General features: G+C 47.4%; 20 protein-coding genes and 1 riboswitch. Of the genes, 10 read left to right on the top strand and 10 right to left on the bottom strand.

Going from position 1 to position 19,733, the window contains the following annotated elements; all coding sequences use genetic code 11:
- Positions 1–34 precede the first annotated feature (34 nt).
- Positions 35–457: a MarR family winged helix-turn-helix transcriptional regulator gene (locus EXW93_RS15855; protein WP_035395500.1), complete on the bottom strand. Its 423-nt coding sequence runs from the start codon at positions 455–457 to the stop codon at positions 35–37.
- Positions 458–639: 182 nt separating this feature from the next.
- Here EXW93_RS15855 and EXW93_RS15850 point away from each other — a divergent pair, with 182 nt between their 5' ends.
- A complete protein-coding gene (locus EXW93_RS15850) occupies positions 640–1,095 on the top strand; it encodes a CBS domain-containing protein (protein WP_055969726.1) in 456 nt (151 codons plus the stop codon).
- Between the two features lie 26 nt (positions 1,096–1,121).
- Positions 1,122–2,360 (top strand): MFS transporter, encoded by a 1,239-nt coding sequence (locus tag EXW93_RS15845; protein ID WP_055969723.1) that lies wholly within the window; start codon positions 1,122–1,124, stop codon positions 2,358–2,360.
- Between the two features lie 49 nt (positions 2,361–2,409).
- Here the strand turns inward: EXW93_RS15845 and EXW93_RS15840 are convergent, their stop codons facing one another.
- On the bottom strand, positions 2,410–2,835 hold the full coding sequence (locus tag EXW93_RS15840; protein WP_055969720.1) for a DUF1801 domain-containing protein: 426 nt from the start codon (positions 2,833–2,835) through the stop codon (positions 2,410–2,412).
- A gap of 85 nt (positions 2,836–2,920) precedes the next feature.
- Between EXW93_RS15840 and EXW93_RS15835 the strand changes: the two genes are divergently transcribed.
- Positions 2,921–3,268, top strand: coding sequence for a hypothetical protein (locus EXW93_RS15835; protein ID WP_035395505.1), 348 nt, complete (start codon positions 2,921–2,923; stop codon positions 3,266–3,268).
- Positions 3,269–3,334: 66 nt separating this feature from the next.
- Here EXW93_RS15835 and EXW93_RS15830 read toward each other — a convergent pair whose 3' ends face one another.
- On the bottom strand, positions 3,335–4,507 hold the full coding sequence (locus EXW93_RS15830) for a M20 family metallopeptidase (RefSeq protein WP_055969717.1): 1,173 nt from the start codon (positions 4,505–4,507) through the stop codon (positions 3,335–3,337).
- Positions 4,508–4,646: 139 nt separating this feature from the next.
- Positions 4,647–5,477 (bottom strand): SDR family oxidoreductase, encoded by an 831-nt coding sequence (locus EXW93_RS15825; protein WP_023469801.1) that lies wholly within the window; start codon positions 5,475–5,477, stop codon positions 4,647–4,649.
- A 135-nt stretch (positions 5,478–5,612) separates the two neighbouring features.
- Between EXW93_RS15825 and EXW93_RS15820 the strand changes: the two genes are divergently transcribed.
- Complete coding sequence (locus EXW93_RS15820; RefSeq protein ID WP_055969714.1) at positions 5,613–6,482, top strand: PDZ domain-containing protein; 870 nt, start codon at positions 5,613–5,615, stop codon at positions 6,480–6,482.
- Positions 6,483–6,564: 82 nt separating this feature from the next.
- Complete coding sequence (gene htpG, locus EXW93_RS15815) at positions 6,565–8,427, top strand: molecular chaperone HtpG (protein WP_055969711.1); 1,863 nt, start codon at positions 6,565–6,567, stop codon at positions 8,425–8,427.
- A 275-nt stretch (positions 8,428–8,702) separates the two neighbouring features.
- On the opposite strand, the gene EXW93_RS15810 is transcribed toward htpG, so the two are convergent.
- The 3 genes from EXW93_RS15810 to EXW93_RS15800 all read right to left on the bottom strand — a co-directional run bounded on the left by EXW93_RS15810 (position 8,703) and on the right by EXW93_RS15800 (position 11,850).
- Positions 8,703–10,286, bottom strand: coding sequence for a Na+/H+ antiporter NhaC family protein (locus EXW93_RS15810; RefSeq protein WP_035395513.1), 1,584 nt, complete (start codon positions 10,284–10,286; stop codon positions 8,703–8,705).
- Between the two features lie 110 nt (positions 10,287–10,396).
- Positions 10,397–10,575, bottom strand: a riboswitch (Lysine riboswitch).
- Between the two features lie 92 nt (positions 10,576–10,667).
- On the bottom strand, positions 10,668–11,405 hold the full coding sequence (locus EXW93_RS15805; RefSeq protein WP_174316713.1) for a uracil-DNA glycosylase family protein: 738 nt from the start codon (positions 11,403–11,405) through the stop codon (positions 10,668–10,670).
- Positions 11,406–11,529: 124 nt separating this feature from the next.
- Positions 11,530–11,850 (bottom strand): heme oxygenase, encoded by a 321-nt coding sequence (locus EXW93_RS15800; RefSeq protein WP_023469797.1) that lies wholly within the window; start codon positions 11,848–11,850, stop codon positions 11,530–11,532.
- Positions 11,851–11,939: 89 nt separating this feature from the next.
- Between EXW93_RS15800 and EXW93_RS15795 the strand changes: the two genes are divergently transcribed.
- The 5 genes from EXW93_RS15795 to EXW93_RS15775 all read left to right on the top strand — a co-directional run bounded on the left by EXW93_RS15795 (position 11,940) and on the right by EXW93_RS15775 (position 16,994).
- Positions 11,940–12,599: an SAM-dependent methyltransferase gene (locus EXW93_RS15795; protein ID WP_081637345.1), complete on the top strand. Its 660-nt coding sequence runs from the start codon at positions 11,940–11,942 to the stop codon at positions 12,597–12,599.
- A 12-nt stretch (positions 12,600–12,611) separates the two neighbouring features.
- Complete coding sequence (locus EXW93_RS15790; RefSeq protein WP_055969703.1) at positions 12,612–13,493, top strand: ABC transporter ATP-binding protein; 882 nt, start codon at positions 12,612–12,614, stop codon at positions 13,491–13,493.
- Complete coding sequence (locus EXW93_RS15785; protein WP_055969700.1) at positions 13,490–14,296, top strand: ABC transporter permease subunit; 807 nt, start codon at positions 13,490–13,492, stop codon at positions 14,294–14,296. Before EXW93_RS15790 ends, EXW93_RS15785 begins: the two co-directional genes overlap by 4 nt.
- A gap of 124 nt (positions 14,297–14,420) precedes the next feature.
- On the top strand, positions 14,421–15,494 hold the full coding sequence (gene rlmN / locus EXW93_RS15780; protein WP_023469793.1) for a dual-specificity RNA methyltransferase RlmN: 1,074 nt from the start codon (positions 14,421–14,423) through the stop codon (positions 15,492–15,494).
- Positions 15,495–15,557: 63 nt separating this feature from the next.
- Positions 15,558–16,994, top strand: coding sequence for a DEAD/DEAH box helicase (locus tag EXW93_RS15775; protein ID WP_055969697.1), 1,437 nt, complete (start codon positions 15,558–15,560; stop codon positions 16,992–16,994).
- A 21-nt stretch (positions 16,995–17,015) separates the two neighbouring features.
- Here EXW93_RS15775 and EXW93_RS15770 read toward each other — a convergent pair whose 3' ends face one another.
- The 3 genes from EXW93_RS15770 to EXW93_RS15760 form a co-directional block, all read right to left on the bottom strand.
- On the bottom strand, positions 17,016–18,332 hold the full coding sequence (locus EXW93_RS15770; RefSeq protein ID WP_055969696.1) for an NAD(P)/FAD-dependent oxidoreductase: 1,317 nt from the start codon (positions 18,330–18,332) through the stop codon (positions 17,016–17,018).
- 76 nt (positions 18,333–18,408) lie between these two features.
- Positions 18,409–19,044: a nitroreductase family protein gene (locus tag EXW93_RS15765; RefSeq protein ID WP_023469790.1), complete on the bottom strand. Its 636-nt coding sequence runs from the start codon at positions 19,042–19,044 to the stop codon at positions 18,409–18,411.
- 52 nt (positions 19,045–19,096) lie between these two features.
- Positions 19,097–19,732 carry a nitroreductase family protein gene (locus tag EXW93_RS15760; RefSeq protein WP_023469789.1) on the bottom strand — a complete coding sequence of 212 codons (636 nt, stop codon included), beginning with the start codon at positions 19,730–19,732 and terminating at the stop codon, positions 19,097–19,099.
- Position 19,733 lies beyond the last annotated feature (1 nt).

Here is a 19,733-nt window from a genome sequence, read left to right as displayed (position 1 = left end):
TTTCGCGTCCGTTCCTTTAAATGGTGTGATTTCGTTACCGCTCGCGCAAGGCACGGTTGAATTGTTGCAATAGACGTCCAAAATCTTCGGCATCATCCGATGGCCAGTCCGTCAGTAGACGTTCGATGCTCGCGAGGCGCGCTGTCCGGTAAATCGTGAGCTCTTCTTGTCCTTTATCCGTAATATGATAGAAGAAGGCACGACCATCTGTCGGATCTTTTACTTTTTCCACAAGTTGCTTCTGATCGAGCGCTGCAGCTTGGCGACTGACGGTCGAGACATCAAGCTGGAGTTCACGAGCAAGTGTTTTGACACCGACGTTGCCGGAATCCGCTAGTTGTCGCAGTAAAAGGTAGGAAGCACGATCCAAATTACGATTGTCTGCCGTCGCTGTCGTCAAGCGCCGGATCAGAATTGCTAACTCTAATTCAATGGTTTCGAGTGCTTGTTGAGACATCGGGTATCTCCCCTTTCAATAAGGTCTCTCTGTCCCTCATGATTACCCAATGTGGATAAGCTGTCAATGCGAAAAGCAGGAGGCTTGACAGAGTTGTAGTTGTATTATACAATCATTTTTGTTCTTTTAATTGTATCATACAACTTTTTCATATGAGAAACGAACGACAAAGGAGAATTCAGATGAAAGCTTATGAGTCGATGAAACAAGAGGTCATCACAGTAAACGATACAGATCTGATTCGTACGGTCATCGAACGATTCATTCAATCTGGTATTAGCGGCGTACCTGTCATTAATGCTGAGCAAGAGGTCGTCGGGTATATCAGTGACGGAGATATCATGCGCGCGATTGGAAAACACAAGGACATCATCGTCGATACATTCTTATATGTAGATGTCATCAAAGGAGACGAAGAAGATTACGAAGATCGGATTCGTCATATCTTGAATCGACCTGTCATGGAACTGGCACGTCGGAAAGTCGTAACAGCGGACGCTGAAACAGAAATAGAAGAGATTGCGGCGACACTTGGCGCAAAACGGATCAAAAAGCTTCCGATCCTGAAAGCAGGACGGCTTGTTGGGATCATTAGTCGAGGCGACGTCATTCGCCATTCGTTTAAACAGTTCATGTAACACATTCAATAGAAAGAAGGGACACTATGGCACTTGCTGAAAAAACAACGACGCTTGAGCCGGAAACGGTATTAGCAGAAAGTAAACAGGGATTATTCCATCAACCGGTTGCTGTTTGGGCAGTCTTTTTCGCCAGTATTACAGCATTCATGGGAATGGGTCTCGTCAATCCCGTCTTACCGACGATTGCCGAGAATTTAGAAGCGTCAAAAAGTGAAGTAACGCTCTTATTTACAAGTTATAACGCCGTCATGGCATTCGCGATGTTAATTACAGGCGCGATCTCATCACGGATTGGTCAAAAAGGAACATTGATGCTCGGGATTGCCGTCATCGCAACCGTTGCTGGTTTTGCTTCACAAGCAGACAGCATTTGGACGCTCGTCGCGTTACGCGGTGGATGGGGACTTGGGAACGCTTTGTTCGTCGCAACCGCACTGGCTGCGATCGTTTCGCTGTCGTCAGGCGGAACAGCAAAAGCCATCATTTTGTATGAAGCAGCCGTTGGTCTTGGGATTTCGATTGGACCGCTATTAGGCGGAACACTCGGTTCGATCACATGGCGCGCACCATTCATGGGTGTTGCGACAATCATGGTCATCGCGTTTCTCGTCTTGCTCTTCTTGATGCCAAAACCAGCAGCATCTGCAGCACCGAAACAGAAGTTATCATTAAAAGCACCGTTCCAAGCGATGAAGCATCGTTCGCTCTTGACGCTCGGAATCGTAGCGGCACTTTATAACGTTGGGTTCTTTACGATCATGGCCTATGCACCATTCGTCATGAAACTACCAGCGCAAGGACTCGGATTCGTTTTCCTCGGCTGGGGAATGTTGCTTGCGATCACATCGGTCTTAACGGCTCCGAAACTGAAACAATGGTTCGGAACAATCAAAGCGATGGTCATGATGTTGATCATATTCGCAATCTTGCTTCTGTTAATGGGGATCTTTACGGAAACACCAGCCGTCGTCATCGTCTGTGTCATTTTGGCGGGAGCCGTGCTTGGGAATAACAACACGCTCATCACGACAGCTGTCATGGACGCAGCACCTGTTGAACGTTCGACAGCATCTGCGGCATACAGTTTCCTACGTTTTCTCGGGGCAGCCATTGCGCCATTCATGGCCGGTAAATTGGCTGAAATCTTCAACGCAAACTTACCGTTTTATGTCGGAAGTGGCTTTGTCCTCTTATCCGTCATCATCATCGGGGTCAATCTCAAACACATTCGCCATATCGATCGGACAGAAGGCGGACATTAATTTCAAAAAACAGCCGAAGCGAATCCGCTTCGGCTGTTTTTGATTGAAATCAAGACGGGTACATGTCTCTTAACGTGCGAATCGAGTGCTCAATCATTTCCCGAAGGACGTTTAAATCGATGTCAGTCAGTCGTTTTACGTAGAGGCAGGATTTACCACGTCGATGCGTACCAAGAGTGGCAAGCAGTCGTTCCGATACATCGTCTTCACCAAGCGCGAGGTAAAGGACGAGGTTCGTCTTGCGCGGAGAAAAGCCAACATAAAAGCTGTCGCCCTCGTGACCGGAGGCATAGTGATAATGATAGGAACCAAAACCAATCAAGGAAGACCCCCAAATGACGGCTTCGTATCCCGTGACATCTTCGAAGAACTGACGTAACGTGATACCATCTGCTTGACGTAGTGGCGGTTCGACTTGTGCCAGAAAGGCATCAACGGACTGTTCAGTAGGACCTGTCTTTGGCGTATCAGACATAAGCAGACTCCTTTCGGATGAAGAAGATATCGGTTACTTTCGAGAAAAGAAAGCGAAAATCCTTGTACATAAAGGAGGAAATCGAATGAAGCATCGCATCGTGTTTCGAGGAGAAGAAAGCAGCGTATCGTGGGACATCTTACACGTATATCCAAAGCAAGAGGAACTAACGATTCAAATGACGGGAGAAGATAGTGAACACGAGTTTTCAGTTACATTTAATCAATATGATGCGTTCATCCGTAACTTTGCTCGCGTCCATGAGTCGTTATACGGTGAAGTCGTATTCGAGCAGGGCGTGATTCGTCTCCGTTTACGATATGACCGCCTTGGTCGTGTCTTCATCAGTTGGTCTGACGGACAAACGAGTCATCAGTTTCGCAGTGATCAAAGTTATTTAAGTGAGGCGTTGGCACAGCTTGGTGTGTACTAAACTAAACACAGTAAAAGTAGAAGGGACGACTCTGGGTATTGCACCCGAAAGTCGTCCCTTTTTTATTTAAAGTGATGGAAGCGATTGATGTAATGGTGTGTTGATCAAGTTAAAGCAAAACGCAATCGTTTGTTCATACTCGGATAACAGAATTGACTCATCGACTTGATGCGCAAGGCGGAAATCATGGAAAGAAGCGATTGCAATCGGAAATGACTTTTTCGCTTGGCTGAACATCGCACCATCCGTTCCACCTGGGATGGCGATTTTTCGTGGTGTCACGCCGCTGACCTGCTCCATCGTATCTGCGACCTGTTGCAAGAAAGGCGCTTGTTCATCGGTTTCACAAGAAGGAATATCCTTGATGACGGTCACGCTCATGTCAAAGTTAGGATCTTCTGCAACAAGTCGACGCTCAATATCCGTAAAGGCAGCAAGAACGTCCGCCCGACCGAATCCAGGAATCGTCCGGATGTCCATATAAAACGAAGCCTGACTCGGAACGACATTCGGTCCTTCGCCTCCTTTTATGGATGTGATTGACGCGACGACCGGACCGAGTGCCGGGTGATGATTCGTTGTGATCGAGAAACGTTCTGACTTCACTTCTTGAATGATGCGATACACGTCATCAATCGCGTTACGACCGAGTTGCGGAGCAGAGCTGTGCGCACTTTTCCCGCGGCACGTCACTTCAATCCCAACGACTCCTTTTTGTGCATATCCAATCATCCCGCTCGTTGGTTCTGTGATCAGTAAAGCATCTAAATCATCCGCGTGTCCTTGTTCGGTCAAATGACGAGCACCCGTCATGCCATTCTCTTCATCGGATGTAATCAGAAGTTTGACGGTGTTCGGACGGTCTTGACGTTCCTTGTATTGAATGAGCGCTTGCACCATCGCCATGACACCTGATTTCATATCCGAAGCCCCACGACCATAAATGCGTCCGTCTTCGATTTCACCACCGTATGGATCTTTCGTCCAGCCGTCTCCTTGGACCGGAACCGTATCGAGATGACCAGATAGCCCGAGTACGGAAGGGCGTGAAACCTCTTCACTCGCAGGAACGGTCGCGACGAGACAAATCCGTTTCGGTGAGACTTCGATCCATTCTGTCGAGATGTGATGATCAATCAGTACATCGTACACATAACGTGCGACGGCTTCCTCTCCGTCCGTCGGATTAACGCTTGGAATTTGAAGACATCGTTGTAAGTAAGTAATTGCTGTTTGCATAAGTATTTCCTCCTTTACCTATCCTGTACCCTGATAAAAATACTTCAGGGAGGTAAACGAATTCGGAAAATAATTTACGGAGCTGAACGTCTTGAGATAAAAGAAAACGGTGCAACCAGAAGGTTACACCGTACCTTACTCATTCACTTTTTTCTGCTTCGTCTTTCCACTTCGAATCGATTAACATCTCTCCCGGCCATGTATAAGCCATGATGCCGCCGTCTGCTGTGATATCCTCACCTGTAACATATGAGCTGTCGTCAGAAGCGAGGAAGAGGGCGACTGTTGCCATCTCGCGTGGTTTACCGAGTCGTCCGAGTGGTGTAATCCAAGCGTTCGCATCGCGGAACTGTTTGCCTTGCTCTTTTTCTTTTTCACCGACGAGTGTATCGATGAGTGGTGTTTCGATTGTTCCTGGTGATAACGAATTGACACGAATGCCATGACGCGCATAATCGATTGCCATCGCGCGCGTGAAGTTCGCAATCCCACCTTTCGCTGCGTTATAACCGGATCGGTTCAAGTCAGCTGCGCGACCAGACATCGATGACGTATTGATGATTGAACCACCGTTATCAAGCATGAGTGGAATCAAGAATTTACTGACGAGGAATGTACCGCGCAAGTCGACCGCGATGATCCGGTCGAAGAGATCGATTGGATACTCGTGGACTTTCCCGCCTTGTTCATCGATTCCGGCATTGTTGAAGAGGACGTCGATCGTACCGTATGTCTCTTTGACGTGCTTCGCAAGTTGCTCGACACTCTCGACGTCTGAGACATCGACATGGACGGCTTCCGCTTTCCCACCTTGTTGTGTAATCTGTTCTACTGTTTGTTGTGCTTTTTCAAGTGAGACATCGGCACAGACGACCGTTGCTCCCTGTTCTGCGAAGACAAGTGCAGTCGCTTGTCCAATCCCTGTTGCCGAGCCGGTAATGACAGCTACTTTTTGATCGAGTCTACCCATTATTAAATCCCTCCTAAGTCGTATCGTTCACCTTATGAAACATTCCCGGAGAAATGGAGATTAAACCCATCGATGCGTCTAGTGTTAGAGGATAGGGGGTACATCTACAACAGCACAATCGCTGTATAGAGGGAGATGAGAACGCTGACATCCGATCAATGGCAACTTGCCAAAAAATTATTACACGAAGCCGTCCAGTACCAAATGACACTCGAGAAGAGTGCATTTGCAAGTGAATTGATCGACCAAACGACACCTGTCCTCTGGTTTGGTGATGCGACGCGTAGCAGTTGGGTGACGATCGCGACGAACCCATCCCGATCGCAGTTTTTAGACCGAACAGGTGCATTACGATTTGACGAGCACGGTCCACTTTTCATACGTCCACAATCCATGACGTGGAATGCGTATTTACAAGAAGAGACATTGACGGAATCGATCCGACGCTTCAATCGTTACTTCAAACAACCAAATGTGTACCGAACCTGGTTCGGTCGACCAGGTGGCGGTAAGCTCGAAGGATTCTTGAACGGACTCGGTGCGTCGTTTTACGAGACGACGTTTGATCCGGTCATTCATCTGGATTTTTTCCCGTTTCCGACACACCACTACATGGGAGCGATCAAAGAACGCAGCGTGTTGGAAGATAGTCCGTTCGGTCAGACATTTTTGTTACGCCTGCTTGAACTGTTCTCGATAAAAGGAATCATCCTGCTCGGTAAGGAACACACGGAACGATTTGCGAAGCTCGAACCAGACATCGCTTGGACGACCTATCGACCAACGGATTATCCGGACGCGATTTTTCAAATCGGCTTCTCGTCACGATTTCAGGTATCCGTCGTCGGACTCCACTTCAAACCGAGTGAGCAGTTCATCGGTCTCGGTAATCGAAAGGATGAAAACGGTGTCAGCCATGGCACCTATGGGTCAGCAGAACACTTACGTCAAATCGGAAAAATCGTCCGTGAAAAAGTCGTGACATACAGTGAAAAAGGTGATTGACAGATATTTCGAACTCCCTAATAATAGGAGATGAATTAGCACTCTGTATGATTGAGTGCTAAAAAAGGGAGGCAGAATGAGCATGGAAACGAAACAATTTAAGGCGGAATCAAAACGATTGCTGGAGATGATGATTCATTCCATCTATACGCATAAGGAGATTTTCCTGCGCGAATTGATCTCGAATGCAAGTGACGCCATGGATAAGATGTACTACAAAGCATTGACGGACGAGACGATTTCGTTCGAAAAGGAACACTACAAAATTACGATCGAACCAAATAAAGAAGCGCGTCAACTCATCATTCGTGATACGGGAATCGGAATGACGAAGGAAGAACTAGAAGAAAATCTCGGTACGATCGCGAAGAGTGGATCGCTTGCCTTCAAAGCAGAAAACGAAGCACAAGATGGTCATGATATCATCGGTCAATTCGGTGTCGGATTCTATTCTGCATTTATGGTCGCAGACGTCGTCACTGTTGTTACGAAACCATTCGGCGGTGCGGTCGCTTATAAATGGGAATCGCGTGGTGTCGAAGGTTATACGATCGAGGAAGTCGACAAGGAAACCGTCGGAACGGAGATTACACTCCACATCAAGGCGAACGAGGAAGAAGAATCGTATGATGAATACCTCGAGACATATCGTCTGCGTAGCATCATCAAAAAATACTCGGATTTCATCCGTTATCCGATCGAGATGAAGGAACTCGAACGTCAGCCGATCGAAGGCAGTGACGAGACGGAAGAGGTCGAAGTCGTCAAGACGATCAACAGCATGGTGCCGATCTGGCGGAAGAATAAACGGGAATTGACAGACGAAGACTATACGAACTTCTACCAAGAGAAGCGGTATGGTTTCGACACACCGGCGAAACATATTCATATCAGTGTCGACGGCGTTGTTCGTTATCAATCGATCTTATTCATTCCGGAGCAAGCACCGTACGATTATTATTCGAAGGAATTTGAAAAGGGTCTTGAACTCTATGCCAATGGTGTCTTGATCATGGAAAAATGCAGCGACTTGTTGCCGGATCACTTCAGTTTCGTCAAAGGGATGGTCGATTCGGAAGACTTATCGCTCAACATCTCGCGTGAGTTACTGCAGCACGATCGTCAATTGAAATTGATCGCGAAAAACATCCAAAGTAAGATCAAGACACAACTCGAAGCACTTCTGCGCGAGGATCGCACGAAGTACGAAACGTTCTATCAAGCGTTCGGACGTCAGCTGAAGTTCGGTATGTACAATGATTACGGCATGCATAAAGAACAGGTGCAGGACCTCATCCTCTTCTACTCAGCGAAGGAGAAGAAGTTGATCACGCTTGCGGAATACGTCGCAGCGATGCCGGAAGATCAAGCACATATTTACTACGCCGCTGGTGAGAGTACGAATCGTTTAGACAAGTTACCACAATCCGAACTTGTGCGTGATAAAGGGTACGACATCTTGTACTTCACCGAAGAGATCGATGAGTTCGCGATCCAGATGCTCGTGACATATAACGAGAAGACGTTCAAGTCAGTCACGAGTAGCGATCTAGGGATTGAAGCAGAAGCGGCAGAGACGACGGACGCACAAGCGGAGATGTTCCAAGCAATGCAGGAAGTGTTAAGTGGACAAGTCAAGGAAGTCAAAGCATCAACGCGTCTAAAATCGCATCCCGTCTGTTTTGCGACGGACGGCGCCGTCTCGATCGAGATGGAGAAAATCTTGAAGGCGATGCCGAATAACGAAGGGGTAGAAGCGGTCAAGATTCTTGAATTGAATCCGTCACACGCGGTGTTCCAATCTCTTGAAGCAGCGTATCAAAACGATCGTTCGAAATTCGAGCGCTATACCAAACTGATGTATCAACAAGCATTACTTGTCGAAGGGCTTCCACTCGAGGATCCGGTAGCGTTCGCGAATGATGTGTGTGAACTTATGGTATAAGACATGACATGAAGTCGAAAAAAGGGGCTGACTCAAAGTTGGTCTCTACAAAGATAAGGGTGGCAGAATGATGATCTGCCACCCTTATCTCGTAACAAAAAGAATGGCGCGTCACACGCCACTCCTACAGGAAAAGCGCATTTATGCGCTGTCAGAGACGAATGAGATCCGTTTTCCTGCTTCATTTAAGCAGGAAAACAGGCTTGTGTCTCGCCTGAGGAAAGGGCGTGAAAAGACGCGTCATTCTTTTTTGAGTCAGTCCCTTTTTCATTTCATCAATCCGTTTGTAAATCCGAAGCAGTTTCGCCTTTTTTCGAGAGAACGTTCAAGACGACGACGAAGAGTACGAATGTGACAAGAGCTCCGATGAAACCGAAGACCGAAGACTCCGTGAAACCGATGACTAAATAACCTACTGCCGCAGTGACGGCACCGACTAGCGCATACGGTAACTGTGTCGTAACGTGATCGATATGATGGGATCCAGCCCCTGTCGAACTGAGGATCGTCGTATCGGAAATCGGTGAACAATGGTCACCGAAGACAGATCCAGCAAGAACAGCAGCAAGCGTCGGTAATAAGAGTGAGGCATCGACAGCCATGACGAGATCCGCACCGATTGGCAACATGATCCCGAATGTGCCCCAACTTGTTCCTGTCGAGAATGCCATCAAGCCGGCAATCAAGAATAATAAGAACGGCAAGTACGAAGCAGAAATCGAGTTGCTGATGAAGCTTGCGAGATAATCGCCTGTTTTCATATCACCAATAACAGCGATGATCGTCCAAGCAAATAATAGAATCACGACTGCTGGCCACATCGAACGCATACCAGCGACGATGCTTGCACGGTAATCGCGACCCGGAATTTTTCGTCCGATCAGCATCAAGAAAGCGACGATTAAACTGATGACGACACCTGCGACAAGTGAGCGTGTGACGTCTGTTGCCTCAAATGCTCCAATTAAAGTAAACGGACGGTTGTCGGCTGCAAGTGCCTGAGCACCTGTCCCGAGTAACGCACTGATCGTAGCAATGACGAGAACGACGATCGGAACGACGAGATCCCGGACTTTTCCGTTCGTATGTTCGTTGACCTCTTTTGCCATCCCCATCGGTGTTCCTTTTGACGCATCAAAAAGTTCACCATTCGCAGCGCGGCGTTCATGCTGTTTCATCGGTCCGACAGAGACGCCAGAGTAAGCGATGTAAAGTGTTAAAAGTAACGCGAAAATCGCATAGAAGTTCATTGGAACGATCATCATGAAAGCACTAAACGCTGAGTAATCCGTAATCGAGTGCGTCGTTAAGATACCGGCGATGATGGAAATGATGAATGCGCCCCAACTCGAAAGCGGACTGATGACACAAACAGGCGCAGCTGTTGAGTCAATCAAATAGGCAAGCTTCGCACGTGAGACACCACGGCGATCCGTTAGCGGACGACTGACATTGCCGACAGCGAGACTGTTGAAGTAATCATCGATGAAAATCAAGATACCGAGACCGAAGGCGACTAAGCGTGCACCACGCGCTGTCTTGACGTGTGTAGAAGCCCATTCACCGAAGGCGCGAGCGCCACCAGATGTTTGAATTAATGTGGAAAGGACACCGAGCAATAACAAGAAAACAAGTAATAAAACGTTCCACTCGTTCAAGGCACCATCCGCCCAAAAGAGGCTAAAGATATTCTTGCCGAGATAGGTTACCGTATCGATCGGGTTAAAACGGTGAAGTAACAGGGCACCGACGAGAATGCCGACACCTAACGAAAGAACGACCTTTCGGGTAAAGATGGCTAATAAGATAGCTAGTAAAGCAGGTACAAGGGCAATAATGGAATCTGAATAGTTGACCATGAAAAATATCCTCCTCTTTAAAAATGGCTTAAAGATGAGACCCCGCGGCACAAAAAAAGCAAGGGCACCGGCAACAAAGCCGACACCCTCGCTGGATGCGTCTTTCTTAGCCGAATTGGAGCGCTCCATACAACTGTTATGTATGGCAATCGATCGGGTATTTCCCGAATCGACCAACGACGGTATGCTCGACGCATACTGTCATTTCGGCGATGTCACCTTTCCTGTAGTCGTCTTCGTTGTCATCCTCGGACCAAGTACTGATTGAAATCGCGCCTCTACCTCATCGATAGAATAGTCATATTCTGTTCTTATGGACACTTTATCACGTATTTCAAAAAAGATTCAACCATATATTCTGATAATTTAAGACAAAGTTGCTCATTCGGCAAAATGTTGAATGAGCTGTTTCATCAAATAGGCTTGGTTTTCTTCGAATTGTTTTTTTCGATGACCGTTCGCGCCAGATGGATGGGGGAAGTTGGAAAGAAGCTGATGTTGTTCGATTCGTCCATCCTGAATCAATCCACGGACTTGCGTCTCGACGACCCGACCGAGTGGAATTAATAACGCTGGTTTTTGTAACTGATTGATCTCAGCGACGAAGTGTTCTTCCGCGTAGTGCCTCAATAAAGGACTACGACTAATTTTCGGTTGATGACCCGAGTAATTCTTTTCGCGATAAAAGACGGGTTGCTTTAACAGTGATGTTGGATGCAATAATTTCTGATGTTGATGGAATAAGCTAGTAGCCGTCTCAATTCCGAGTAATGCTGGAAGCTCGAGTGTATCAAGCATCTGGACGAGATTACGTCGCATCGTTCCAGCAAAGCTTGCTGTATATTTGACGATGCGTGCCGTCCCTTCTAGTGAAGCCCCATGATGGAGGGCATCCGTTGCTTCTTCGAAAGCGATTCGCATCTGTTCAAAACCTGGTGTGATCCCGATGATGACGACTTTTGCTTCAGTATTGACATATTCGCCAATCGGAGAGTAATAGACGGTCAGCTCGTTCTCCTGTTGCAATAAAAAATCGTCCGTCCATAATTCATCACGTCGTAACGTACGATCATCAGGTAAGCTACGAATGGCTTGTTCAAATATAGTTAATGAATTCATGAAGAACCCTCTCTCTCTGTATTGGCACTATAATAACAAATAATACCATTTGAGACAATTACACCCTTTCACTATTTGTGTATAGGTATATAAAAAAGGACTCGAGACGAGTCCTTTTCGTGCATCATGCGCGTTCTTTGACCGAAGCAACTTCATATGTCAGAATCTCGCTGCCGAGCATTGGCGATTCTCCTGCCTCACTACTCGCAGGTCGACTATGTGACGCTTTGAAATCGTCACTCTCCCGCCATGCTTGAAAACTCTTCATGTCTTCCCAATACATGTTGACGTTCATTTCATCATGTTCTTCGATGTTTTGCGTCAATAAGACCTCGACGCGGATGAATCCGTCCATCGTATCAAGTCCACTTGGACGCGTAAAACGAGGAGCGAGAGCTGCAGCCATCCCTTTTTTGACTTTAATCCGGTTCGTAACGACGATCATCATAAAATCCCCTTTCAAAAAACGAGTAACGTACTTCTTCAGTATAGTACGATGAAGGCAAGAATGCCGGAAAGAAGGAACAAACGACAATGAATGAACAGGAATACGATCAACGATTACGAATCGAGACCATTGAGATGCAACACCTCTATGGTGTGTTTAGTCACTACAATCGATATGAACCAACGCCTTATGCGGCACTAGACGAATTATGCGAAACGTATTTGTTTCAAAAACAGGACACGGTCATTGATTTCGGGTGTGGGAAAGGGCGTTTGAACTTTTACTTACACGACCGATTCGATTGTTCCGTCATCGGAATCGAGATGAACGGACAATTTTACGAGGACGCACTCCGGAATATGGCGAACTACCAAAGTCGACGGAAGCGGCGTTCCGGAAGTTTGCGATTTGAACAGACGTATGCCGAGCAGTATGCCATTCCGGATGAGACGAATAAGTTTTATTTCTTCAATCCATTCTCTTCACAAATTTTCATGAAAGTGATTGATCACATTTTAAGTTCGGTCGAACGTTCCCCGCGTTCGGTTGATCTCATCTTGTATTACCCGACCGATGAATACCGGGAGTACCTGGAGCGTCATACCGTATTCGAGCAAGTCGATGAGATTCGATTACGAGACCTCTATGAAAAAAATCATGACGAGCGGTTCGTCATCTATCGCTTTGATCCGAACAAACTGCTTCAAAACGGGTATGAATACAGTGAGGAAAGAAATAAAAGATAAGGAGGTCGGATGATGATCCGTTTAGAGCATGTCACGAAAGAGTTTGCACCGGGGCGTGGAATATTCGATGTCAGTTTTACAGTTGATCCGGGGACGATATTCGGTTTCATCGGACCAAACGGATCTGGAAAATCAACGACACTCCGACATCTGATGGGACTACTGGCTGCGGACGGTGGAAAGGCGACGATCGGCGGTTTTGATTGCTGGAAGCAAAGTAAAGAAGTGAAGAAATTGGTCGGTTATTTGCCGGGGGAGATTAGTTTACCTGGAGACATGACGGGAGCAGACATGCTGGATTTGATGCAACGACTACACGGTAGCGATCCGGCACGACGACAACTGTTGTTGAAACGATTTCCTTTTGAGACGAAGACGAAAATCCGCAAGATGTCAAAGGGAATGAAACAAAAACTGGCACTTGTCGGTTGCTTCATGAAGGATGCACCCGTCTATCTACTTGATGAGCCGACCAGTGGACTCGATCCTTTGATGCAAGAGCGTTTTTTAGAGTGGATCGAACAGGAGAAGCATGCTGGAAAAGCGATTCTGATGAGTTCACATCACTTTCCGGAGATGGAAAAATCGTGCGATCGAGCGGCTTTAATCAAAGCAGGGCGCATCATCGTCGAATCGGATATTCATGAGTTGGTTCGATCGAGTCGAAAGACGTACACGATCGTCTTCCGAACAGAGGTGGAGGCGGCACAGTTCGCGATGCAAGTCGGTGTTGAACCGAAGCGGCTGGAAGTCAGTTTTCAAACGGACGAGACGCTGAGCTTAAATCAGGTGATCGCTTATTTAACCCAGTATGATGTACGGCTGATTCGTCCGTCAGCAGATGATTTAGAACAGGTCTTTTTGCATTATTATGGGGAGGAGGAATCGTCGTGATATTGCTGATCCGCTCTTTATTCAAGCAGGTCAGAAAGCCCGTGCTTGCTTATGCGATTGGAACGAGTCTCTACTTATTGATGCTTGCGTTGCTATATCCATCGATGATGAAGACCGGTTTACTAGAAGCAAAACTAGAAGCGTTACCTCCGGAAGTCTTAAAAGCATTTCAATACGATAAGGTGACAGGGTTCGAGAATGTACTGGATCTGCTCGGGGGAAACTATTACGGACTGATTTTTCAAGTCATTGCGAGTCTATTCTTGCTCTCATTAGCAGCGCGACTCGTTGCGCGACCAATCGACAATGGAGAGCTGATTGTCTATCTCGCAGCCCCGATCACCCGGAATGCGTATACGTTTGCTGTCGCGATCGTCATGGGTATCGCAAGTATGGTTCTCGTAGGACTGAATGGACTCGTCTTGATGGTATCCGACTGGTGGATGACAGATATTTCGATCAATGACGTCATCTTATGGCGGATTCAACTCAATGCGCTATTGTTACTCTTGGCGATCGGTGCCTTTACGTTATTCGTTGCGACGTTATTTGACGAAGAACGTCGTGCTTTTTCGCTTGCTGGTAGTGTGCTTGTCCTATCGATCGTCTTGACGATTCTGTCGGAACTAAGTGACAAGACGGAGTGGCTCCGTTATCTATCCGTCTTCTCCTTATTTAACACGACGCAATTACTAGAAGGAACGAATCATTTTCTTCTTCATTCGATTCTTTTACTTGTCCTCTGTCTCGTGTTCTTGACTGGAGCAGTCGTTCAATTCGGACGTCGGAGTCTGTCGATTTGATCGAAAGTGGCGCAAAAACTTTACAGAAAGTGAACATTTAGGATTTGAACGTTGCGTCATGCGCTGATTTTTACTAAGATAAAGGAATGTTGTAGTTCTGGAAAAAGAAATGAGGTCTTTCGAAATGAATAAACCATCCATTTATGGATTAACGCTTGAGCAGATGACAGAATGGTTATCGAATCAAGGGCACAAACCATTCCGTGCCAAACAAGTATGGGATTGGCTCTACCGTAAACGTGTCACGACTTTCGCGGAAATGACGAATGTCAACAAGGATTGCCTTGAGTTGTTAGATCAGAGTTTTACGATTGACTCGATGACAGAAGCGGTCAAGCAAGAATCAGCAGATGGAACAATCAAGTTCCTTTTCAAATTATATGATGGCAACTTGATTGAAACGGTCCTAATGCGTCATAAGTACGGTCTTTCTGTCTGTGTTACGACACAGGTCGGCTGTAACATCGGCTGTAGCTTCTGTGCAAGTGGTCTGATCAAGAAGAGCCGCGACTTGTCAGCAGGCGAAATCGTTGAGCAGATCATGAACGTCCAGCATCACCTCGATGCAGTCGGTAACGAAGAACGTGTCAGCCACGTCGTCGTCATGGGTATCGGTGAACCGTTCGATAACTTCGACAACATGGTCGACTTCTTAAACGTCATCAAGGACCACAATGGTCTTGCAATCGGTGCGCGTCACATCACGGTTTCGACAAGTGGTTTGGCAGATAAAATCTACAAGTTCGCTGACTTGAAACTCCAAGTCAACTTGGCGATCTCGCTTCACGCACCAAACAATGAATTGCGTACGCAAATCATGAAAATCAACCGGGCGATCCCGCTTGAGAAATTGATGCCAGCAATCGATTATTACGTTCAAACAACGAACCGTAAAATCACGATCGAGTACATCTTGCTTCGTGGCGTCAACGACCAAAAGGAACACGCAGTCGAACTCGCAAAACTGTTCGAAGACAAACGTCACTTGACGTATGTCAACTTGATTCCGTACAACCCGGTCGATGAGCACGGTCAATATCAGCGCAGTACGTCTGAAGATATCACGACGTTCTACGATACGTTGAAAAAGAACGGCTTGAACTGTGGTGTTCGTCTTGAGCACGGAACAGACATCGATGCGGCGTGTGGTCAATTACGTAGTAAGCAAATCAAAAAAGATAAAGTAGCATCCAAATAATTCGTTGGGCTTCTCATCGTTTCGGTGGGAAGCTTTTTTTACGATAAGAAATGAGGACATTCTATGACACGTACACGATTCAATGATTTTAACTTAAGCACACCGATTCTCGATTCAATCGAGCAACTCGGTTACACGACACCAACCGAAGTCCAACAATCGGTCATTCCGGTCGTATTATCCGGAAAAGACGTCATCGTCAAATCACGGACGGGGAGCGGAAAGACGGCATCGTTTGCGATTCCACTGTGTGAACTCGTCGAGTGGGAAGAAAATAAACCACAGGTCTTAGTCTTGACGCCAACACGTGAGCTTGCCTTGCAGGTCAAAGAAGATATCATGAACATCGGACGCTATAAGCGGATCAAAGCGACAGCCGTCTTCGGCAAGCAACCGTTCCGCGGGCAAGTCACGGAGCTCAAACAAAAGACACACATCGTCGTCGGAACACCGGGACGCGTACGCGATCATATCGAGCGGGGCACGTTATCACTTGAGAAAGTCCGTTACGTCGTTTTAGATGAAGCGGATGAAATGCTGAACATGGGCTTCCTCGATCAAGTCGATGCCATCTTGTCCGAGTTACCAAAAGAGCGGATGACACTGTTGTTCTCTGCGACCTTCCCGGAAGATATCGAACAGTTGAGCAACCGCTACATGGATGCACCAAAACGAATCGAAGCGGGTGAGACCGTCGTCTCGACGATTGCGCATAGTTATATTCCGGTAACGGATAAGACGAAATTCGCGATTTTGAAAGATGTTCTCGTCGCTGAAAACCCGGATCGCTGCATGATCTTCTGTCGGACGAAAGAACACGTCGATTTCGTCGCGAATGGTCTCCGCGCCCATGACTACCCGGTTGAAGCAATTCACGGTGGAATGGAACAAGACGATCGACTCGATGCGATGAAAGCCTTCCGTGCCGGGAAGTTCCGAATTCTTGTCGCAACAGATGTCGCAGCACGTGGGATCGATATCGAGAACATCACGCACGTCATCCAGTATGATCTCCCTGTCGAACGAGAAAGCTACGTTCACCGGACCGGTCGGACGGGGCGTGCAGGAGCAGCAGGACAAGCAATCAGTCTCGTCACGCCGGCAGACGAACGTCGCCTAAAGGAAATCGAGCAGTATCACGGGAAGCTGACACGTCGCCAAGCACCGACAGAAAAGGACTTGATGCGGACAGCGGATGCATTCGAGGAGAAGATGGCGACGGAAGATACGCGTTCTTCGAAAACGGAACAGCTTGATGCGGACATCATGAAATTATTCTTTAACGGCGGGAAAAAGAAAAAACTCCGTGCCGTCGACTTTGTTGGAACGATTGCTAAGATTGAAGGCGTCACGGCAGACGACATCGGCATCATCTCGATTCAGGATACGTTGACGTATGTGGATATCCTCAACGGGAAAGGTCCGCTTGTCCTCCGGGCGATGAAGACGACGAAGGTCAAAGGGAAACAATTGAAAGTGTACGAAGCATTCAAGAAATAAGACAAGCCGGTCATTCTCCGCTTAAGCGAAGAGGGACCGGCTGTTTTGCGTCAAGGCATAGCCAAGATGGAGTCCGCTAGCAGCTGCTTGGGCAAGCGAGTGTGTCGCACCGGAACAATCACCAATCGCATAGACACCGGGACATGTCGTCTCAAACGTCTCTGACGTCTCAAGCATCGGTGCGTAAAACTTGCCATCTAATCCGTAAAGCAACGTATCTCCTGGAAGTTCCACTTCAAGGAGTTGCTCAAGGCGCTCTAAAAACGCTTCTAAGACAAGCAGGTCTTCTGCAGGTACTTCTGCATGCAAATTACCGGGAGACGCGGTTAGGGAAGGGATGACCGTGTTACGACTCAATTGATCGTGTGCCGTCGCTCGCGATGTTCGGAAATCACTGAGTCGCTGAATGAGAATGCGATCACCACCTTGGTTGATTCCGCCAATGATGCGCGCGGCATACGCATTCGCTTTCGCTAGTGTCGAAAAATACCGCGGGAGAAATAGTGTAAAGTTCAGATTCGTCGAGCCGTCTGCCGTCTCGTGGACGTTTTGACCGTCCGGCATGACGAGTCCTTCTTGATATTTGCGGATGATCCGTCCGCGCGGATTCATGCAATAGGTGACGGCTTGACCGTAAGGCGAGTCGTAACCGAGCTTCGTCTCGAACGTCTCCTGTAACAATGTCCGAAATAGTCCCTCATCCGTCTCAATTCGCACCCCGAGATCGAGTCGAGTTCGCTGTGGGGTGACACCAAGCGTCGCTAACTGGTGCAACGTAAAGTCTGCACCTGAACGACCTGTCGCGAACACGATCCGTTGACTGACGAAGGTCTCGTCCGCTGTTTTGATCGTAAACGACTTCGACTTCGTGATCTGCTCGATTGTCGTTTCGAATCGGGCATCGAGACGCGGTAATAAGGCGTCCTCAAACGCCGTGAAGACAGCAGCTGTCCGTACTGTGCCTAAATGACGGACGGTCGTCTCGACCGAATGTAGACCGGCGCGGCGGGCGCGAGACGCTACAATAGGGGAATGCGTCGAATAGGTCTCAACTGTACCTCCACCATATGTACATAAAAGATCATCGACTTCTTGGAACAGTCGTCGAGTCGTCTCTTCACCGATTTTTGAGACGAGTTCTCCACCGAATCCCGTCGCATAATTAAACTTTCCTTCTGATTTGCCAAGCCCTGCGAATCCAAGATACGCATCTTCTGCTGTTCGTTCGCGAATCGGTTTTCCGGCATCGAGCAGTAGGACGCGTTGTCCGTCTTCAACGAGCTGATGGGCGAGGAAAATTCCTGCTACACCAGCTCCGATAATCGTCACATCATACATCGCTGACACCTCCTTTTCTTTGAGTATACAAAAAAGCCGGATTCCTATGAAAGGAATCCGGACTAGGTGAAATCGCTTATTTCCACTCTGCGATGTCAGCGATTGGTAGACGAACCGATGGGTATCCTGCGTCCACTGCTTTACCGATTGAAAGCAACATGACTGGGAGGTAACGTTCTTTTTCAAGACCGAATGCTTCTGCGATTTGGTCTTTTTCGTAACCACCGATTGGGTTTGTATCGTAACCGTGTGCACGAGCAACGAGCATCAATTGCATCGAAACGAGACCTGAGTCGATCAAGATGCTATCACGTAATGTTTCAACGTCTTCTGGACGGTAGAACCCTTTGATAGCTGGTACTTGGCGATCACGTACTTCTTGCGGCATAAGACCTTTTTCCACAGCCATATCATAGATTGTCTCGATGCTATCGACTGCGTTCATGTCACCGAAGACGGCGATGACAGCAGAAGATGTCTCGACTTGAACTTGGTTGAATTTTGCGAGTGGTGCGAGTGTCGCTTTACCTTCTTCGCTATCGATGACGAGGAAACGCCATGGTTGCATGTTAACTGAAGATGGTGCAAGTGTTGCTTCTTCAAGGATTTGTGTCATTTCTTCTTTTGAAATTTTTACGTTTGTGTCGTAGTTACGAATCGAGCGGCGTCCTTTGACGATTTCCATGAAGTCCGTTGTTGTTTGAGTAGTCATAATTATTCAATCTCCCTTGTGTGTGTTTTCTTTTTTTATAGTGTAAAAAAACTTATTTCCAGTCTGCGATGTCGTTGATTGGTAGGCGAACTGATGGATATCCAGCGTCCACCGCTTTACCGATCGATAGCAACATGACCGGTACATAACGATCTTTTTCAAGACCGAATGCTTCCGCGATTTGATCTTTCTCGTAACCACCAATTGGATTTGTATCATATCCGTGTGCACGAGCGACGAGCATCAATTGCATCGAGACGAGACCCGAGTCAATCAAGATGCTGTCTTTCAAATCGTTCGCCGATACACTGCTGTACATCCCTTGGATCGCTGGTACTTGGCGATCGCGTACTTCTTGTGGCATGAGTCCTTTTGCGACAGCTGTATCGTAGATGTTCTCGAGTTGATCAACAGCGTTCATGTCACCGAAGACCGCGATGACAGCAGAAGATGTCTCGACTTGGACTTGGTTGAATTTCGCGAGTGGTGCAAGTGTTGCTTTGCCTTCTTCGCTATCGATGACGAGGAAACGCCATGGTTGCATGTTGACGGAAGAAGGTGCGAGTGTTGCTTCTTCAAGAATCTGTGTCATTTCTTCTTTTGAGATCTTCACGTCTGTATCGTAATTACGGATCGAGCGACGTCCTTTGACGATTTCCATGAAGTCTGTTTGAGTTTGCGTTGCCATA

This window comes from Exiguobacterium sp. JMULE1 (genome assembly GCF_013337175.1).
Taxonomy (GTDB): Bacteria; Bacillota; Bacilli; order Exiguobacteriales; family Exiguobacteriaceae; genus Exiguobacterium_A; species Exiguobacterium_A indicum.
The sequence above is the reverse complement of the archived record's forward strand: the minus strand, read 5'-3'. Positions and strand labels throughout refer to the sequence as shown.

Coding starts and splice junctions, on each gene's coding strand:
- EXW93_RS15855 (WP_035395500.1), bottom strand. CDS start 457: ATGTCTCAACAAGCACTCGAAACCATTGAATTAGAGTTAGCAATTCTG.
- EXW93_RS15850 (WP_055969726.1), top strand. CDS start 640: ATGAAAGCTTATGAGTCGATGAAACAAGAGGTCATCACAGTAAACGAT.
- EXW93_RS15845 (WP_055969723.1), top strand. CDS start 1,122: ATGGCACTTGCTGAAAAAACAACGACGCTTGAGCCGGAAACGGTATTA.
- EXW93_RS15840 (WP_055969720.1), bottom strand. CDS start 2,835: ATGTCTGATACGCCAAAGACAGGTCCTACTGAACAGTCCGTTGATGCC.
- EXW93_RS15835 (WP_035395505.1), top strand. CDS start 2,921: ATGAAGCATCGCATCGTGTTTCGAGGAGAAGAAAGCAGCGTATCGTGG.
- EXW93_RS15830 (WP_055969717.1), bottom strand. CDS start 4,507: ATGCAAACAGCAATTACTTACTTACAACGATGTCTTCAAATTCCAAGC.
- EXW93_RS15825 (WP_023469801.1), bottom strand. CDS start 5,477: ATGGGTAGACTCGATCAAAAAGTAGCTGTCATTACCGGCTCGGCAACA.
- EXW93_RS15820 (WP_055969714.1), top strand. CDS start 5,613: ATGAGAACGCTGACATCCGATCAATGGCAACTTGCCAAAAAATTATTA.
- htpG (WP_055969711.1), top strand. CDS start 6,565: ATGGAAACGAAACAATTTAAGGCGGAATCAAAACGATTGCTGGAGATG.
- EXW93_RS15810 (WP_035395513.1), bottom strand. CDS start 10,286: ATGGTCAACTATTCAGATTCCATTATTGCCCTTGTACCTGCTTTACTA.
- EXW93_RS15805 (WP_174316713.1), bottom strand. CDS start 11,405: ATGAATTCATTAACTATATTTGAACAAGCCATTCGTAGCTTACCTGAT.
- EXW93_RS15800 (WP_023469797.1), bottom strand. CDS start 11,850: ATGATCGTCGTTACGAACCGGATTAAAGTCAAAAAAGGGATGGCTGCA.
- EXW93_RS15795 (WP_081637345.1), top strand. CDS start 11,940: ATGAATGAACAGGAATACGATCAACGATTACGAATCGAGACCATTGAG.
- EXW93_RS15790 (WP_055969703.1), top strand. CDS start 12,612: ATGATCCGTTTAGAGCATGTCACGAAAGAGTTTGCACCGGGGCGTGGA.
- rlmN (WP_023469793.1), top strand. CDS start 14,421: ATGAATAAACCATCCATTTATGGATTAACGCTTGAGCAGATGACAGAA.
- EXW93_RS15775 (WP_055969697.1), top strand. CDS start 15,558: ATGACACGTACACGATTCAATGATTTTAACTTAAGCACACCGATTCTC.
- EXW93_RS15770 (WP_055969696.1), bottom strand. CDS start 18,332: ATGTATGATGTGACGATTATCGGAGCTGGTGTAGCAGGAATTTTCCTC.
- EXW93_RS15765 (WP_023469790.1), bottom strand. CDS start 19,044: ATGACTACTCAAACAACAACGGACTTCATGGAAATCGTCAAAGGACGC.
- EXW93_RS15760 (WP_023469789.1), bottom strand. CDS start 19,732: ATGGCAACGCAAACTCAAACAGACTTCATGGAAATCGTCAAAGGACGT.